The organism is Paenibacillus sp. MMS20-IR301, assembly GCF_032302195.1.
Taxonomy (GTDB): Bacteria; Bacillota; Bacilli; order Paenibacillales; family Paenibacillaceae; genus Paenibacillus_AQ.
This window is the reverse complement of sequence record NZ_CP135275.1, coordinates 7,007,005-7,024,642: the sequence shown is the minus strand read 5'-3', so window position 1 is coordinate 7,024,642 and position 17,638 is coordinate 7,007,005. Positions and strand designations below refer to the sequence as shown.

The 17,638-nt window shown below is 54.8% G+C and carries 10 protein-coding genes; 2 read left to right on the top strand and 8 right to left on the bottom strand.

The genetic code is table 11. The features are described from left to right. Nucleotides 1-423: 423 nt before the first annotated feature. The 8 genes from LOS79_RS30240 to LOS79_RS30205 form a co-directional block, all read right to left on the bottom strand. A complete protein-coding gene (locus LOS79_RS30240) occupies nucleotides 424-1,260 on the bottom strand; it encodes a bifunctional 4-hydroxy-2-oxoglutarate aldolase/2-dehydro-3-deoxy-phosphogluconate aldolase (protein WP_315414600.1) in 837 nt (278 codons plus the stop codon). 249 nt (nucleotides 1,261-1,509) lie between these two features. Further along, a complete protein-coding gene (locus tag LOS79_RS30235; protein WP_315414598.1) occupies nucleotides 1,510-2,961 on the bottom strand; it encodes an ABC transporter substrate-binding protein in 1,452 nt (483 codons plus the stop codon). Between the two features lie 123 nt (nucleotides 2,962-3,084). Then, nucleotides 3,085-4,803, bottom strand: a complete 1,719-nt coding sequence (locus tag LOS79_RS30230; protein WP_315414596.1) for a sensor histidine kinase — start codon at nucleotides 4,801-4,803, stop codon at nucleotides 3,085-3,087. Then, on the bottom strand, nucleotides 4,800-6,335 hold the full coding sequence (locus LOS79_RS30225; RefSeq protein ID WP_315414594.1) for a response regulator: 1,536 nt from the start codon (nucleotides 6,333-6,335) through the stop codon (nucleotides 4,800-4,802). Before LOS79_RS30225 ends, LOS79_RS30230 begins: the two co-directional genes overlap by 4 nt. Nucleotides 6,336-6,353: 18 nt before the next feature. Then, nucleotides 6,354-7,184 (bottom strand): carbohydrate ABC transporter permease, encoded by an 831-nt coding sequence (locus tag LOS79_RS30220; protein WP_315414592.1) that lies wholly within the window; start codon nucleotides 7,182-7,184, stop codon nucleotides 6,354-6,356. 12 nt (nucleotides 7,185-7,196) lie between these two features. After that, on the bottom strand, nucleotides 7,197-8,150 hold the full coding sequence (locus LOS79_RS30215) for a carbohydrate ABC transporter permease (protein ID WP_315414591.1): 954 nt from the start codon (nucleotides 8,148-8,150) through the stop codon (nucleotides 7,197-7,199). Nucleotides 8,151-9,162: 1,012 nt separating this feature from the next. Continuing rightward, nucleotides 9,163-10,302 carry an IS200/IS605 family element RNA-guided endonuclease TnpB gene (gene tnpB / locus LOS79_RS30210; RefSeq protein ID WP_315414589.1) on the bottom strand — a complete coding sequence of 380 codons (1,140 nt, stop codon included), beginning with the start codon at nucleotides 10,300-10,302 and terminating at the stop codon, nucleotides 9,163-9,165. A gap of 213 nt (nucleotides 10,303-10,515) precedes the next feature. Then, nucleotides 10,516-13,158: an S-layer homology domain-containing protein gene (locus LOS79_RS30205; protein WP_315414587.1), complete on the bottom strand. Its 2,643-nt coding sequence runs from the start codon at nucleotides 13,156-13,158 to the stop codon at nucleotides 10,516-10,518. A gap of 248 nt (nucleotides 13,159-13,406) precedes the next feature. On the opposite strand from LOS79_RS30205, the gene LOS79_RS30200 reads away from it, so the two are divergent. Together LOS79_RS30200 and LOS79_RS30195 are read left to right on the top strand one after the other, a co-directional pair. Beyond that, complete coding sequence (locus LOS79_RS30200; protein WP_315414586.1) at nucleotides 13,407-15,719, top strand: AraC family transcriptional regulator; 2,313 nt, start codon at nucleotides 13,407-13,409, stop codon at nucleotides 15,717-15,719. Nucleotides 15,720-15,780: 61 nt separating this feature from the next. Beyond that, nucleotides 15,781-17,421 (top strand): extracellular solute-binding protein, encoded by a 1,641-nt coding sequence (locus LOS79_RS30195; RefSeq protein WP_315414584.1) that lies wholly within the window; start codon nucleotides 15,781-15,783, stop codon nucleotides 17,419-17,421. Nucleotides 17,422-17,638: the final 217 nt, after the last annotated feature.

The following is a 17,638-nucleotide window of genomic DNA, read 5'->3' as shown; positions in this document are numbered from 1 at the left end:
TTTCTTGTATCCTCCTAAATAGATAGTTCTTATCCTTCTTTCATTCATTGAAGATTTAGCTCTGACTACAAAACGATCTCCAAGCCCACTCTGCTTAAGCCGGAGTTACGCTGCTATATAGCTTGTACTGAAACTCTCAAGGGCCTGACAGCAATAAGAGTATGCTAGTATGCCCGTAGTGTTGGAGCCATTGTATTTAATGCAGTAGTTTCCTTGGAAAACAGCCAAAAAATCCATTCTATTGTATTTCGTACAATGCTTTTCAGGGAAAGGAGACTAAAATGCCTAATTTCTAAGAAACTAGTGTACAAACTACAATAGATTCTATTTTCAGGCTGATTTAACCGTTGTCTGTTGTACAAAATACAATAAAACTCCCAGCACGCTCATCTGCACACCTCTATACCGCCAGTTCCATAACTTCTAACTGCCTGTCTTCCCGCCCTGTACTGCCCGGCTCACATACTGCGCAGCCAGTGCCGTCAGCTCGTCATACCGCCGTTCCTTCACCCACACCTCCCGTACAAGCCGCGCACCAATTCCGACCGAGCATGCTCCAGCCTGCAGCCACTCCTGCAGATTGCTGTCGTCCACGCCGCCAACCGCCATTACCGGGATATGATTCAGCGGAGCCAGCACCGCCTTCATGTAGCCGATCCCCAAGTCTCCGGCCGGAAACAGCTTCACAATATCCGCCCCGCAGCGGTAAGCCTCGGCCATCTCACTGGCTGTAGCCGCGCCTGGTACAGACACCAGGCCGTGTTCCTTCGTCCTTGTGATCACTGCTGCCGCGGTACCGGGCGACAGAATGAATTCCGCCCCGGCAGCGGCGGCAAGATCGACCTGCCCGGCCGTCAGTGCCGTGCCTGCGCCAATGCAGAGACTGCCGCCGAAGCGCTCCTTGAGCAGGCGGATAACCGCCGGCGCATCATGCCCCGGCGCGGCCCCGCGCTGATTGAACGGGATCTCCACCAGCGTGATGCCGCCTGCAAGCAGCGCTTCGGTTACGCGCAGTGCGTCATCAGCGTGCAGGCCCCGCAGAATCGCCACCACCTTATGCTGCCGAATCTTCTCTATTACGGATGCGGAAGGACCTGCACCCGAATCTTCACCCGCCTTCGCACTCATACCTGCACTTGCTCCTGCACTTCTTCCCGCACCTCCTTCTGCACTCATACCTGCACTTGCTCCTGCACTTCTTCCCGCACCTGCTCCTGCACTTGCTCCTCCACCCGTACCTGCATTCACATCCCTATTCATCCCGCTTTCCTCCTCCCATCCATATCTGCATTCGCCATACCGCTTCTCCTCCCCTGAACTTCCTCCCGCATAATGGGCAATGCGCCCCGGCCTTGCCAATGACGGTCAAGCAGGGCCGGGGCGCATCCTTGAAGCTGCGGGCGAAATTAAGAACCGCTAAATTTGTTGACACAACTCCCTTAACCATTGAGATTGTGCCAACAAAAGCAGGTACTAGTTTAGTTCCCCTGCAGCTCCTTACTAGCTTTTTTAAGGCTTCAACGGTTTGAAATCAGGCTTCAGGTAGTTGTTCAGATCTATGGTACCGGCCGCGGTATTGGCTTCCGCCAGCTTGTTGAAGGCATCGCCCAACTCCTGCAGTGTCTTCTCAATCTCCGGCAGGTCCTTGCTGGTCATGAACAGCTGATTCATTACATCATTGACGACAGCCGATTTGCTGACATCCAGCGAACCTACCTTCAGCGGAGGATTCACGACGGAATAATCAAGCCGCGGTGCCATGGGATAATCCACTGAGTCTGCTCCGATAACGAAGCCATCGGTACCCTTGCGGTCAGTCGGCTGAATGGCTTTGTCCTGAGCGGCGAGGTTGGTGAAGGAACCGAGACCTTTGCGGGCCAGCTCTACGAACATTTCATCCGAGATCAGGAACTCCCAAGCCTTCTTGGCCTCCTCCAGATGCTTGGAGTTCTTGTTGATGCTGAACCCGTTGGCCGTTTCATAAGGCGTGCCCCCCAGCTGCTTGCCGTCCCATGTCGGAAAATCCGCAACAGCCCAGTCATTCTTCGCCGGGAACTGGTCATTGAATACACCAATATCCCAGGTGGCTGCAGACAGCATGCCGATATTGCCTTCCGCGAACTGTGCGCGGATCATATCATTGTCGTAAGTGCCGACGCCAGGGAAGACACTGCCTTCCTTGTTCACATCAATCCACCATTTCACATATTTGGCGAACGGCGAGAAGTCGTATTTACCCGTTACCGCATTCCAGCCTTCACGGCCGTTAATATCACCGGAGAGCGCTGAAGGATAGATCACATAATATCTCCAGAATACGGTCTGCTTGACCGGCAGGCCCAGCCCGAATTTCTGTCCGCCGCCGCTGGCCGTGATCTGCTTGGCATAGTCACTCATCTCCTGCCAGGTTACCGGAGGCTTCTCCGGATCAAGGCCCGAGGCCTTAAAAAGATCCTTATTGTAGATCAGCTTCACAGTTGTTACATTCTCAAACACCCGGTCCAGCTCCCCGTTCTTGGCGGTAGGCGGAACTGTGAGAGCGGATTCATCAAACCGTGCGCGGATCTCCGGTGTGATCAGCGGATTCAGATCCAGCGGATAACCCGCATTGGCCAGATCAGCGGAGATATTATAGGCAATATCCGGCAGGTTGCCCGCATTCAGCGCCAGCTTCAGCTGTTCCTCGTAGTTGTCGGCGAATACTTTATAATTGATCTCAATATTGTCCGGGTTGGTTTCATTGAATTTCTTGATCAGGCTTTCCCGCACTTCCAGGTCATGCCGTGAGTTCACCCATACCTCAATCGATACCTTTTCTTTGGGGGCGCTTGCATTACTGCCCGCAGACGGGCCGGCATTCCCGTTGCCGCTACTATTGCTGTTATTCCCGCATCCGGTCATCAGAATCAGCAGTGCTGCTGCCGCTCCCAGGAGTCCCTGTTTGCTCCATTTTGTATTCATCCGATTGTTCAACCCCTTATGTTTGTTTTGATTACACCCTGATTATAGAAAGGAATCCGCGCACGGCTAACCCCTCGGAATTCATATTTACTGAACAAAAGGGGGGCTTCTTGCAGATCCCGTCTATTCGTTTCCGTACTTTGTAAAAGGGAGCCGGAGTTCGAAGCTTTTGCCCGCTTCCAGCAGATTAACCTGAATTCCGAACGCCTCGCCGAAATACAGCCGGATCCGCTCATGCACATTCCGGATGCCGAAGGAGGCCGGATCTGGTTCTCTTTCATTCAGCAGGCGCTGCACCTTGGCCAGATCAAGCAGCATGCCGTTGTCATACACTTCAATACTATAGCTATCCTCGTCTGCCCGCCGGCCCCTGATCTCAATCCGGTTCCCTCCGGCCTGGCGGCTCATGCCGTGCATAATCGCATTCTCCACCAGCGGCTGGAGCGAAATCTTGACGATCCGCTGCTTCAGCAGCCCCGGCTCCATATCCACCGTAATGGCGAACTGCTCCTTATAGCGGATCTGCTGCATGCCGATATAGCTGTTCAGATGCTTCAGCTCCTGCTCCACGGTGACGACATCAGGACCGTCCAGCCCGGCACGGAGGAACCCCGTCAAATGGCCGATCATACCGGTCAGCTCGCGGTCCCGGTGCTCCAGCGCTTTCCAGTTAATCGTATCCAGGCTGTTGTACAGGAAATGGGGATTGATCTGATACTGCAGCAGCCGCAGATGATACTCCCGCTTCAGCACCTGCTCCTCGCGGATCTCCATCAGCAGCCCGCGCATGCCGTCATACAGAATGCCGATTTCATCCCCGCGCGTGAGCGGCGGGATATTCAGATGGGCCCCGTCGCTTTTTTTGCGCACAACCAGCGAGGCCAGCCGCTCAATCGGGCGGGAGAAATTACGCGCCACCCGGCTGGATACCAGCGTCGACACGAGCAGCAGCAAGCCCATCACCCCGGCTGTCCACTGGTAGACCTGATAGAGCGGCAGCAGCACATGCTTCTTCGGCACGATGCCGAGCAGGGTCCAATTCTGCCCGACCTGCCGCGCAGAATAGTAGTTTCCCGCTTCAGCGTAGCCGCTCCCGGATCTGCCGCTGCCCGGTTCAGCAGCCGCACGCAGCAGGGCAGCGCGGAGCTTATCATCTCCCTCTGCCCCCTGAAAGCCCATCAGGATATCACCCTCAAGCGAATTGTCCGTAAGCAGGTATTGCCGCTGTCCCGACTCCAGCGGCGCGCCGAGCAGATCCTGAATATAGCTGTATGGCAATGAGATCAGCATACAGCCGTACAGCTCGCGGCGGGTGATGCTGCCGACCGGCACAATCCAGGTGAACTGCCCGGAGGATTCATCGCCGGCCAGCCGGTACATCTGCTCCAGCGCTCCCGGGTCCAGCGACAACCCCTGCAGAAACTCCGGGTCTGCCTTAACAGGAAGCCCGTAATGAGCCAGATAATGCTCCTCCGGCAGGCGGAAGCTGACGCTGAAATCGCCGTTGATATATTTGATATTCGTCAGAAACTGCTGCAGCCGGTTCGCTACCCCGATCTGCCGGAGCACCGATTCCTCATGGCTGTTCAGGGCCTGGACCAGCTCTTCATCATGCAGAAACAGCCGCTCCGTAGTTTCGAACTCCTGATAGAGCTGTTCGAAGGGAGCGGCCGTGCGCGAGAGAATCATGTCCGAGCTTTCCTCCAGCTGCCGGGTGAACAGATTAGAGGTCACGAGTATATTTACTGTTCCGACAATCAGAATCGGAGCCAGCGTCAGCAGGAGAATCAGCAGAAATAATTTGTGGTGGAACCGGCGGAACGGCAGGCGCTGTCTGCTCATACCAGTGCCCCCCGGTACTCGGAGGGAGTCATGCCGTATTCTTTTTTGAACAGCTTAACGAAATGCTCCACCTTGTTGTACCCCACCTTGTAAGAGACCTCGTACACCTTGAGCGTCGGGTCCTTCAGCAGCCGGATCGCCGCACCCATACGGACCTGCAGCAGATGCGCCCGGAACGTGCTTCCGGTCTGCTGCTTAAATAGCTCACTTAGATACACCGGGGAAATCCCCAGCTCTTCAGCTACGGTAGTCAGCTGGATATCCCCGCCATACTGGCTGTCAATCCGTTCAAGAACGACGCGGATCAGCCGGTGTGCGCCTTTGCCGTGGCGCTGGTGGATCAGGTGATGCAGCTCATGGATGAAGAACTGCAGCAGTTCCTTAATCTTGGGCTGCGCGGCAATCCGCATCTTAAGATCATCTGTATCAGGCAGAACCTGTCCGCCTCCGGTCTGCACATGCTCCCGGATCGTAGTCAGCCATTCAAAGCACCAGCGCCGTGCTGCCCCCAGCTCCCACTCCAGGAAGGACAGGGCCAGCTGATTCTGCCAGCGGACGACCTGCTCCGTCTCCCCGGCCAGCATCCACTGGATCAGCTCCGCCATCGGCTTGGTCCACTGCATGTATGCCAGCTCCCGGCTGGAGGGCTGCAGGAAACGGACGGGTTCCTCTGGATTCCCGCCCATGTAGTCCATCATTTTTTCCGTTTCCCAGAACAGTCTGGACAGCTCAAGCGGGCTGCCGCCCCCTTCCGAGATCATGATATGTACCTTCTTTTTGGTGAACCGCTCAATACTTCCGTACAATTGCTGCGCTAGAGCCAAGAGCTCTGCATCTGAACGGCTGCCTCCGGTGGTAACCAGCCATTTGCCGAAGGACAGCCGGATTGTGCAAACGTCTTCATAAGACTGCAGCAGCTCATGCATCACATTCTGCACGGCGAACTGCGCACTGGGGTCAATGGTCCCCTGCCCTTCCAGTGTCACCAGAAGCAGCCGCAGCTCTCCCTCCAGCATCCACTCCAGCCCTACCTGGGCGCACTCCTCCCGCCAATCGTAGCCGGGATGATTGCCGAGAATCAGCTCCTGTATATATTGTGAGCGGATCGATTCCTCATAATATTGATTACGCCGGACACGCTGCTTCTGCAGCTTCAGCTGAGCGAGCACATCCACCTGCTTCAGCAGCACCTGCAGCAGCTCCTCCGGCCGGGTCGGCTTCAGCAGATAATCGGTCACTCCCAGCTGAATCGCCCGGCGGGCATAATCGAACTCGCCGTAGGCGCTGAGAATGATATACCGGATGTCCGGTCCAAGCGCAGCCGCCGCCGCGATCATCTCCAGCCCGGACATATCCGGCATTTTGATATCGCTGATGACAATATCCGGAGAGAGCCGGGCGATCTGCTCGAGCGCACTTACCCCGTCCTCGGCCACTCCGGCCACCTCCAGATCATATTCCGCCCAGGGAATCATCGCTTCAAGCCGCTCCCGGATGAAATGCTCGTCGTCCACTATCAGTACTTTGTACATGGAATCCCCCTTAAGTAGTCAGCCCTTCACTGCTCCTTGCGCGAGTCCGCCTACGATCTGCCGGTTGAGCAGAATGAAGACCGTCAGTACCGGAATGACCGAGATCATCGACCCGGCCAGCAGCAGATTCCATGCCGCAGCCCCCGTCCCTGAGTTGCGCAGCTCCACCACGCCCACGGTCAGCGTCTTCGTATCCGGGTTCCCGATGCTCATCACCAGCGGCAGGATATAGTTGTTCCATTCCGCAATAAATTCCAGCAGGAAAAAAGTTGCGGTAATCGGCGCCATCAGCGGCAGTGTCAGCCGGAAGAAGCGCGTGAAATAGCCTGCTCCATCCATAATACCAGCCTCGTCCATGTCCTTGCCAAGGGATTTGACGAAGCCTTCGTACAGGAACACGCTGGCCCCCAGCCCGTATAAGGCAACAAGCGGTATCGTATAGATACTGTCCGTTAGTCCCCAGTCCACGGCAAGCTTGAATTTCGGGTACAGCGTCATCGGTCCCAGGCTGATGAACATGACACCGATGATCAGCAGCGACAGCACTTTTTTGCCGGGAAAATTAGTTCTTGCAAACACATACCCCGCCATGGCCCCCATGAATACCGACATCCCCGCGCTGACCACCGCAAACACCACCGAGTTATAGAAGTATAACGAGAAATCCAGCTTATCCCACACCTCAGAGTAGTTCGACCACGTCCATTCCTCCGGCAGCAGGCTGCCCCCGGTAATCAGCTCCTGATTGGATTTAAAAGAATAGAAAAACACATACAGCACCGGCACCAGCGTCACCAGCGCCGCCACCGCCAGAAAGATATATTTCAGCGTCTGCCCGATAGTCTTCATTGCGCCTCCCCCTTATTCCTGATAGTCCATTTTTTTGGTCAGCTTGAAGTAGCCCGCGGAGATGACCACCAGCATAAGTGCAGTGACCACGGCCACCGTCGCGCCATAGCCATAGTTGCTGCCCGCTTCGCCCCCGAAGAACTGGTGGAATATGTACAGGAACGTCAGCTCTGTAGCATTATTCGGCCCGCCGTTCGTCAAGACGAGGAAGGGGCCCATCGATTTCAGCGTACCGAGAATGGACAGGAACAGGATCATCTGCAGGATGCGGCCCATCATCGGGATGGAGATGTAGCGCATTCTTTTCCACCCGGTAGCCCCGTCCATATCCGCACTCTCGTAGACATCCTTCGGAATGCTCGTCAGCCCGACCAGAAAGAACAGCATGTTGATCCCGAAGTTCTGCCAGGCATCCATCACCATCCCGCTGGCGAACGCCGTCCATCCCCCCGACAGAAACTGAACCGGCTGATCAATCAGATGGAGCTTCAGCAGCAGCTGGTTGAGCCCGCCGTTATACGGGTTGAGCAGAATGTACATGACCAGCGCCATCGTCGAGCCAGGCAGGATATAAGGCATCACGAACATCGCCCGGAAAATATTCCGCCCCCGCAGGCGGGAGTAGAGGAACAAGGCAAGCACGAACGCGAGCGGCAGCTCGATCAGAATCTTCAGGGAAAAGAGCGCCTGCTTCCAGAGCGAAGACCAGTAAATCTGATCCTCCATCAGGCGGTGCAGATTGGCCATCCCGGTGAACCGCTCCGGCATCACGCCGTCATAATAATAGAAGACATATTTCAGCGCCCAGCCGATCGGATACAGTGAGAACACGATGAAAAAGCAGACCGGCACCAGCAGCATCAGATACGCGGGACCATACTTGCGGAGGAAGCGGGAGAAGGAACGGCGGCTTCCCGGGTGCAAAGATGCACCGGCGAGGCCGGATTCAGCGGTTAGCTTGCTCATTGGCTCCCCCGCCCTTCCAGTTATAATGTAGGGGAAAAAGCGGTAATGTAAGCGGTACAGCAAGCTTCAAAGACGATAGATGATCGCCGGAATTCATGGGAATTGCCCCTTCCTGTCTGTTGGTAACGCCATTATAGCACCGGGTTTCCGCGCCTTCGCCCCCTTAAACTTTAGATATACTGCATAATTGCCGGGGAATTTGCGGAGGATGGTTGTCTGCTTATAAGGGCTTTGCGGGGCGGGGCTGCGGGAGTGGCCAGGGGGAGTGACTGGGATATGAGCGCAGGAGTGGCTGTGGATGTGAGCGCGGGAGTGGCTGGGATGTGATCACGGGAGTGGCTGTGGACAAACAGTTGTTTGAGCAGAGCTGATGTTTGAACGCGGGCCGCTGCGGACACAGATGCGCATATTTCCCGCAAAAGGGGCTTTTCGCCCTGCTTACGGACTCCAGTGCAGCTATTTACTGAGATTCTCCGGAAATCAGCCTGCTGATCCGGCAATAAGCGCTCCTGTGTCCGTTAACCCGGAGAAATAAGCTGAATCCGGAAGATAAGCGCACGGGAGTCCGTAAGCTCCTGCTCGCGGAGTGCCAGCTTAGTGGTTACTGCTTTTCCCGGCAAAGCTTCTTCTGTTTAGCAGCGTATCTTAATTCCGCACATTTTGCTTACTTTGGTCTTTTTCCCGAGTATTAAGTGCTTTTTCCACTTGCTGTTTAACATAGCCTCTTCGTTCTTGTAGCAAGTGTATTATATCCATCTATTGTTCTGCTGTTATCTACAATTGTTCAGTTTGCATCATGTCCTTTACATTCAAAAAAGCAGCCGCATATCATTAGCGGCTGCTTCAGACTTTCTGTCAGGTCAGGCAGTGAGGGCTGTCGTGAACTACTCCCACCTATAGAGGTGTGAGCTTCTTGGGAACAGCCCATACTTGCTCTGGAGACTACCTTCCGAAGCAGCGGTTAGGCTTATACACCAAGCGATCCCCGCAGTCCCTGCGGTTCCCTTCCGCGTTAGATTCCGGCGGTTCCATAGAGCTGACGCAGCCCTTCTGTCCGGATGTTCCTGCTTGCATTTACGTCCCGGTCATGCGTGATTCCGCAGCTGGGACAGCTCCATTCCCGGATGTGGAGTCCCTTTTTTCCATCCCGGTGCCCACAGGCCGAGCAGAGCTGGCTGGAAGGGAACCAGCGTCCCACCCGGATCACTTGTTTCCCATACCACTCCGCTTTGTAGGTCAGTTTGGACAGAAAGGCGGACCACGCGACATCATGAAGACTACGGGCAAGCCTGTGGTTTCGAACCAGCCCTGTGACATTCAGAGTCTCCACACAGATCACGTCGTGGTTGTTGACGAGTTCCGTACTGAGTTTGTTCTGAAAGTCGTTCCGTTGATTGGCTATTTTTTCATGCAGCTTAGCCACAAGGATACGCTGCTTCTGGTAATTACGGCTACCTGCGAGGAGGCGCCCCTCCTTCTGGGCCTGCAGCGCTCGGCGCGACAATTTACGCTGGGCCTTGGAGAGCCGGTCTGAGGTTTTCATCAGATGCTTCGGATTCTGGACTTTCGTTCCATCGGAGAAGGCGGCAAACGAAGTGACCCCGAGATCCATCCCGATGACCGAGCCGGTTAATGCCTTCGCTTCCACCTTCGTTTCGCACAGGATGGAGACAAAATACTTACCGGTAGCCGTACGGGAGATCGTGGCCGATTTGATGTGGCCCTGAAGCTGCCGATGCAGCTTGATCCGCACAGGTTCCATCTTGGGCAGTTTCAAATAACGTCCTGCCACAATCGCGATGGTTCCATTCTGATTGTTCGTGGTGTAGGACTGGACCGGATGTTTACGGGATTTCCACTTTGGAAAACCGGAGGAAGGATGACGGAAAAAGTGGTTATAGGCGGCTTTCAGATGAAGCTGGGCATTGCATAAGGCCAAGCTGTCGACTTCTTTAAGAAAAGGATATTCTTTTTTGTATTGGGCGGGTGTAGGAAGCTTGATGGGCTCACCGGTTTCCCGGTGCTTTTTGTAGGCTTCGATGCGATCATTCAGCATGAGGTTGTAGACTTTACGTACACAGCCGAAGCTTCTCACCAAGAAATCAGCCTGCGGAGCACTTGGATATAACCGAAATTTGAAAGCTTTGAGCATGAAGCCTCACCTCAACTTCTATGAATCAAAACAGGAATATATGTTCTTGTTTCGATTTTACCAAAGATCTTCTGAAAAGCAAAGACAAACCGTTATCATTCATCCCGCCACTTTAGAAGTGTGGGAATTCTGACAACGATTTGTTAAAAGTCATGCAGTGGCTGATAGGGACAGCCCGGTATCTAGTGACCTGATCTTTGTATTCGCTCCCTGCTACAGTTGTTCAATAAATGCCTTCACCGTACTGTCGCTTTCCAGGGCACGGATGATCAGCGTGACGGACTCGGCGCGTGTAGCATTGCCGCCCGGGGCAAATGCCGAGCCGGCAAGTCCTTGAACCAATCCTGCTGCAGAAGCTTTGCCGATGGCTTCCGCCGCCCAGTTATCGCTGCCCACATCCTTGAAGCCGGCGGATGAACCGGATGCCAGAGCATCGAGGTCCAGCACCCGGGCAATGATAGCTACCATCTCAGCGCGGGAGATCTTCGCGTTTGGCTTAAAGCTGCCATCCGCGTAGCCGGTCACGATGCCCTTGTCCGTTAACGCGCCGATGTAGCCGGCAGCCCAGTTGGTGCCGGTATCCTTGAAGCCGGCAGCCGTAACCGGAGTCAGTCCGAATGCACGCCCAATCATTGCTGCGAATTCGGCTCTCGTTACCGGCGCATCCGGCTTGAATGAGTTATCCTCATAGCCGTTGATAATCCCAAGCTTCACGGCCTTGGCAATCGTACTGCTGCCCCAGTGACTGGCAGTGTCTTTGAATGCTGTGTTTCCGCTGCCCGTTGCAGCGGCGGCAGCGCCGAGCGCCTTCAGAACCGCGTCGCGGCTCGTAACCGCGGATTGGAAGTGATCCGCCTCAGCAACAGGTGTTGCCGTTGGCGTTGGCGTTGCCGCAGGTATTGCGGTTGGTGATGGTGTTGCCGTCACTGCCGGAGCCTGGGTCGGCACCGCACCTCCCCCTGATGCCGGAGCGTTTGTCGGTGCTGCGGTTGGGGCTGGCGTTGGCGATGCGGTTGGCGATGCGGTCGGTGCGGTCGTTGGCACTACCGTTCCGCCCTTAACAGCAACCAGTACAACCTGGTTCGCTTCATAGACGAGCTTGGCGCTGTAATCGCCTGGCAGACCTTCTGCCTTCAGCGCAGTAAATTCTCCGCTGCGCTTGCCGTCATGCCGGATCAGTACGGTACGTTCACCAGGCACAAAGCTATTCGTGAACTTCACCTGCAAAGCTCCGTCAAGCTTCACATCGCCTTTGACGTCTACCACATCAGCTGCACCGGCAATGTTCAGCGCAAGCGTACCTGCGGCAGCTTGCGTATAATCTCCGCCTACATTCAGCGGACCGGTTACATTCTCTACAAGGCTGCCCCTGCTGGTCGTTACATCCCCGCTGCCCAGCGCATTGGCCGAAGCGCCTTCCAGTGTCCCGCCGGCTACTTCAGTACCGCCCGCATACATGTTGCTGCCGGTCAGCTTCAAGGTGCCGCTGCCTGCCTTCGTCAGCTTGCCTGTGCCGGAGATATTATTCTTCCAGCTGTCCAGCGCGTAGAATCCGCCTTCGCTGGCATCCATTGTGACCGTGACCTCGCCGTTAAGCGCGCCATACCCGTCAGCTGCGGCGAACAGGTTCAGCCGGCCCCAGCCCTCCGGATCATCCAGTACCGGATAACCTGAAGAAATGGCCGTGGTTGCCAGTACTGCGCGGCGCTGCTCAGCGCTCAGGTAAGGCTGGCGTGTCTCCAGCAGCACTTCCGCGCCCTTAGGCACAACTGCCGCTTCCAGTGTCGAATGAATCGGCGCAAAACCGTAAGTCAGGCGCTTCGTGTAATCCGCCTTATTTTGCTCATAATTGCTGTACTTGTCCTCCGCTGTTCCGGTTTCAGTCAGCAGCAGGGCATGGGCCTGATCGTAAGCGGCTTGCTTCAGCTCCGCATTCTGCGGATCGGCCAAAGCAGCAGCAGCCAGTGCTGTAGACATGACCCGCCCGCCAATCACATCCAGCGGAGAGTGCATGCCGGCCACAATCCGGCTGTCTCCCATTTCGGAAGCCCGGGTCATCAGCTCCTGAAAGCGTTCAGGCACGGCATAAGCCAGTGCGTAGGCTGCCAGATAGGAGGCATTCGTGTGTCCGCTCGGGAACCCGCCGTCTGACGAAGCATCCTCCTTGATGGCCGGTCTCAGCGTCGGAATCACAACCGAGGTATCTTCGGCCCAGCGGAAGGGACGCTTGTAGTTATAGAAGGCTTTTGCCGGATTCGTGGACATCGCGTTGCCGCGTACAATTCCAATCAGATCAACCATCTTGCCCAGCTCGGAACCGGAGTCGCCGCCTTTGTTTGCCCCGTTCGTATCATCATACTTTTTACTCACGGCATCCGCCGGGATGTCTTTAATGGAAGTAGTTGTTTTGGATTTGGTGCGGTACACCTCGGCCAGCGGGCCAAGCCCCTCTGTCGCGCCGTAGGTCTGGTTTCTGCGGTCAGTCAAATAAGCCGCATCTTCATCGGCCTGCGTCCGCGTTTTGGCCAGATCGACCACGTACTGAATATTGGCATCCAGCACTTCACTGTTCAGCTTCGTTCCGTTGTTCCAGGAGGTGCCGGGTTTCCACAGCTCCAGGAAGCCGGAGAGCACGCCGATGGCCGGATTGGAATAGACCGCCAGATTAACAGAGCTATTGTTAGTATAGCTGTCTACAAAATGGCCCCACACCGGAGCCGCAGGAAGTTCGGTTCCCGGCCCCGCTGCGGCAGGTGCAGAAGATGCTGCGATAGTCAGATTTGCCGCCAGTGTATTCGACAGCAGTAACGCACCCAGGGAGACGGCCAAAGCCTTTTTCAACTTTCTTCTCTTCACAACGCTTCTACCCCTATCATTAATAAAGTATGAAATCCTCCGCCAGAGCACAGCCTTGCCGGCCTCAGCTCTGAACGCTCCCGAGTGTAGCACCGGGCCTGGCCGCCCAGCAATACAACGATTTCTGCTTTATATCAATTTAGGAGTATTTCCGGACATTGGCACAACATTTGTTGCAATGGCCGAATTCTTTTTACATTCGCTTAATATTAATCGGAGATGATGGTATACGGAGGGAGCTGATCCATTTGAACAAACGGAATTCCGTATTCGCCAATCTGGCTATTTCTTATATATCCGTCGTGCTTGTCATCGTGCTCTTAATCTGCTCTTTCTTCTATATATACTTCTCCGGCAACTATAAGGAGGAGCTGCGCAGCAAAAATCAGCTGATGCTTGAAAATACAGCCCGCACAATTGAGAACACGGTCCTTGAGCGGGTACAGCAGATTTATGTGGAAATTGCACTCGGCCAGACTGCAGAGCTGCATCTGTTATCCGGTCCTGCATATCAAAGCAACCTCAGTAAAATGCTCGACCTGCAGGAGGTGCTTAAATCCAAGGCAGCCAGCAACTCCGATATTGTACAGGCAATTCATCTGTACTCCCCGGAGCAGAAGGTCATGCTGTCGTCAGTCTACGGGCTGAAGCTTGGTGCTGATCAAGGCGACGGGGCCGCGTTTTTTGCAGAGTGGATCAATGGAATGAGCAGCAATAAGCAGGGCAGCCTGTGGACCCGGACCCGGATGGTTTCCCAGGATATCTTCTCGAGTCTTCCGGGGAGCAATGACCAGGCCTTGATCACCTATGCGCACAGTTACCCTTTTCAGGCCTCAGGTGACAATAGCGATCTCTTCATAGCCATTGATGTGAAGGAACAGGCGATTGGCGGAATTATTCAGAATATGATGCCGTCTCATTACGAGAGCTCCTTTGTGCTGGACCGTTCCGGCAAGATCATCACGGGCACATATACGGGAGAATTAGACCTGGAGGGCAGTTTCGGCACGGGGATCACCCAAGCTGCGGACAAGGAGGCGGGGAGCTTCACCGATACGATTAACAGAATCCCTTACGTAATCTCTTACCAGACATTGCCGTCCACCCAGTGGAAAATATACAATGCGGTACCGGCCAACTCTTTTTATGAACAATCCATTGTTGTGCAGAAGCTGATCCTTGGCATCTGTCTGTTTGCTATCCTGCTCGGCCTGGTGTTATCCGGGATTCTGGCCAAAGTAAATTACATTCCGGTTAAGCGGCTGGCGGGCAAAATCAGGGACTTAACCGGCCCGGCGCCTGAGCATGCAACGAATGAATACAGGCTGATTGATACGGCCTTCATCCGGCTTAACGATAAAGTCAGCAGTCTGGAGGATTCACTGCAGGCCAGCCGTGCAGCGGCCCTGCAGAATGTGGTGCTGAATATGCTGCAAGGCGGATATACCGGAGAGGAGTTGGCGGAAGAGCTGCAGTGTCTGGGCCTTGCCCGTGAATACAGCCAGTATTGCTGCCTGCTCCTAAGTCCGGCGGAGGCCTCTGCCCGGTTAAGCTCGCGGAATATACAGGCGGGAACGGAGCAGCTGATTCACCGTCTGGAAGCAGTGTCTCCGCAGAATAGCCGCTTGATTGCCGAAGAACTGCCGGATAACAAGCTCGTTGTCATTCTATGTACGGATGCAGCGGACGAAGACCTGCTGTCGCAACTTGCCGGCAATATGCTGGCGGAGAGCAGGCAGCAGCTTGGCCTGGGTGTTCAAATCGCATGGGGGACCTGGGTTCAGGCGCTGGACGAAATCCATCAGAGCTACAACGAAGCGCATATCTTGATGAAATACGGATACTTCCTGCCGGAAATATCCGTCCTGAACGACCGCCTTCTCCTTAAAAGGGAGCAGTGTCCGGACGAAATTCCGCAAGCCCTGCTCACTAAGTTCAAGGAGAAGCTGCAGACCCGGCAGCTGCCGGATATTGTACAAGCAATCCGGCAATTGGTCACCGCCATGCGGGAAGGCCCGTATGCGGCCGACTATTGCCATTTCATTCTGGCGAATACGGTATTCGTCTACTCGGATTATCTGAGAAGCGTACGGCACAAGTATCCCGCTTCAGATCATCCGGATTTGTACAATCAATATACCGGGCTGAATCATATCCGCCATTTTGAAGAATGGCTGGTGGATTCGGTGTCTGCCTTCACTGACCGGATGGAGAAACGGAACAGCGGACGGGCCGTTACCAGCATTGAGTCGGCCAAACAGTATATAGAGACTCATCTGCCGGATGACTTGTCCCTGGAGACGGTGGCTGCCCGGGTGTTCATCAGCCCCAAGTATTTGAGCAGGCTGTTTAAGGAGGAAGTCGGCACCACCTACACCGACTATGTCACCGGCCGGCGGATGGAGCAGGCTAAGCTGCTGATTGAGAACAATAACATGACCGTCGAGCAGGTTGCTGAGACCGTGGGTTACGGGACTACGGCTTACTTCATTAAGCGGTTCAAGGAAATGTACGGCTGCACGCCGGGGAATTACCTGCGCAGTACCGCGGAGCAGGCTTAAGGGGCGTAAGCTGGTGTGCGGAGACAAGAATATGGCTATCAGGAAAGGTTGCATGCATTCAATGAAGAAACTCCGGCGGTTCATGGTTCATAGGGCATGGCTGGCAGGGATAGTGTTCCTCATCCTCAGCGGCTGCGGGACGGAAGCGGGTAATCCGTCTGCCGCCGGAGAACAGGCCCCGGCCTCTTCCGTCACCTCCCGCTACAGCATCTCCTGGACGATGCATCAGAACCTGCCGGTGCCCGCTGATGCGGAGATGGTTCAATATGTAGAGCATAAATTTAACGTCAATCTGGATATCTGGAATCTGGAAAATAATAAATATGAAACGCTTCTGGACATGTTGCTGGCGCAGGGCGAAATTCCCGACCTGTTCCGGATCCGGCAGCCGCAGGATCTGCTCAAATACCAGCAGCAGGGGCTGCTGGCCGAGATCCCTGAGGAGCTGCTGAACCAAAACGCGCCTAACCTTATGAAGGCCATTAAGGACAACGCGCCAGCCTATCAGGATTACGGCCGGATCAACGGCCGAATCTACGGGATTCCCGTGATTAATCCGACGAATATTTATCGGATTCCTGTAGTCTACCGCCAGGATTGGCTCAATAAGCTGGGCCTGCCGGTGCCGGAGACCTTACAGGACTTCGAGACGATGATCTATGCCTTTGCTAATGATGATCCCGACGGCAACGGCATTAAGGATACCTACGGCTTGTCCAGGGAAGGAATGAACGTGGTGTTCGGTGCTTTCGGGCAAATCGTCTTTGCCGACCAGCTTTACTTCGGAGTTAAGGACCAGAAGCTCGTTATCGGCGCGCTGGAGCCGGAGATGAAGGAGGCGCTTCAATATCTGCGCAAATGGTATCAGGACGGCATCATTGATCCGGAGTTTGTCACCGGAGAGAATAAGGGCGGTTACAAGCATCTGTCGCATGCCTTCATTAACGGGCGGGTCGGCATGACCTCCATGGGCAATTATTATCACTGGATTCAGAGCGGCGATTATCAGGAGATCAGCTACAACGGCAAGCTGAACCGCACGGAGGTACCTGTGGAGGCTTCGTTTAATGTCAAGGAATTAACCGCCAAGAACCCGCAGGCCCGGGTAGTGTTCGGCCAGCCTTTCAGCGGTCCGGAGGGGAAAAGAGGCTCCAAAGCCTATGATATGCTAATGAGCTTCACGGCCATCGGGGCGGACGCCGCCAAGGAACCCGGCAAGCTGGAGGCCATCCTGCAGATTCTTGACTACGTCAGCGCAAATCCCGACCGGGACGAGAGCACTGCCATGCAATACGGGGTCCAGGGCAGGCACTGGGAGTGGGCGGACGCCTCGAAGCAGGATGCCGTCCTGTTGCCTCCTTATGACAAAATGTTCAGCTATCAGAACCTGATCGGCGCGAATCTGGGCATGACTGTGCCGCACAAGCCCACGGAGCGGCGCGAGCAATGGGCCGCCACCCTGGGCCTGGACCAGGACGGCATCTACAATGCCCTGGAAGTCGCCACCCCCTCGCTGATTCAGAACGGGCCTGAGCTGATCAGGCTGAAGAACAAGGCTTATATCTCCATCATTACCGGAGAACAGCCGTTGGAGAGCTTTGATGTCTTCGTTCAGGAATTTATGGCGGCGGGCGGAACAGAGGTGCTGCAGGAGGCGAATGAATGGTACCGCCAGCATGCGGCGGAGACAATCCGCCAGTAGACTGAACCGGAACCGTTAGGGTTTGTTTGTAATAAAGTATGGCTGTAGATAGGCTATAGATATAACCACGGATAGAAATGGAGCCATTGTATTTTATACATTAGATTGCTTGCTAAACGGCCGAAAAATCCATTCTATTGTATTCCATACAATTGATTTCAGGGAAATGGGCGTAAAATGCCCAAATTCTAAAAAACTAGTGTACAAACTCCAATAG

What these genes read in the sequence shown, in the direction of transcription:
- LOS79_RS30240 (WP_315414600.1), bottom strand. Translation starts at nt 1,260, where the DNA reads ATGAATAGGGATGTGAATGCAGGTACGGGTGGAGGAGCAAGTGCAGGA.
- LOS79_RS30235 (WP_315414598.1), bottom strand. Translation starts at nt 2,961, where the DNA reads ATGAATACAAAATGGAGCAAACAGGGACTCCTGGGAGCGGCAGCAGCA.
- LOS79_RS30230 (WP_315414596.1), bottom strand. Translation starts at nt 4,803, where the DNA reads ATGAGCAGACAGCGCCTGCCGTTCCGCCGGTTCCACCACAAATTATTT.
- LOS79_RS30225 (WP_315414594.1), bottom strand. Translation starts at nt 6,335, where the DNA reads ATGTACAAAGTACTGATAGTGGACGACGAGCATTTCATCCGGGAGCGG.
- LOS79_RS30220 (WP_315414592.1), bottom strand. Translation starts at nt 7,184, where the DNA reads ATGAAGACTATCGGGCAGACGCTGAAATATATCTTTCTGGCGGTGGCG.
- LOS79_RS30215 (WP_315414591.1), bottom strand. Translation starts at nt 8,150, where the DNA reads ATGAGCAAGCTAACCGCTGAATCCGGCCTCGCCGGTGCATCTTTGCAC.
- tnpB (WP_315414589.1), bottom strand. Translation starts at nt 10,302, where the DNA reads ATGCTCAAAGCTTTCAAATTTCGGTTATATCCAAGTGCTCCGCAGGCT.
- LOS79_RS30195 (WP_315414584.1), top strand. Translation starts at nt 15,781, where the DNA reads ATGAAGAAACTCCGGCGGTTCATGGTTCATAGGGCATGGCTGGCAGGG.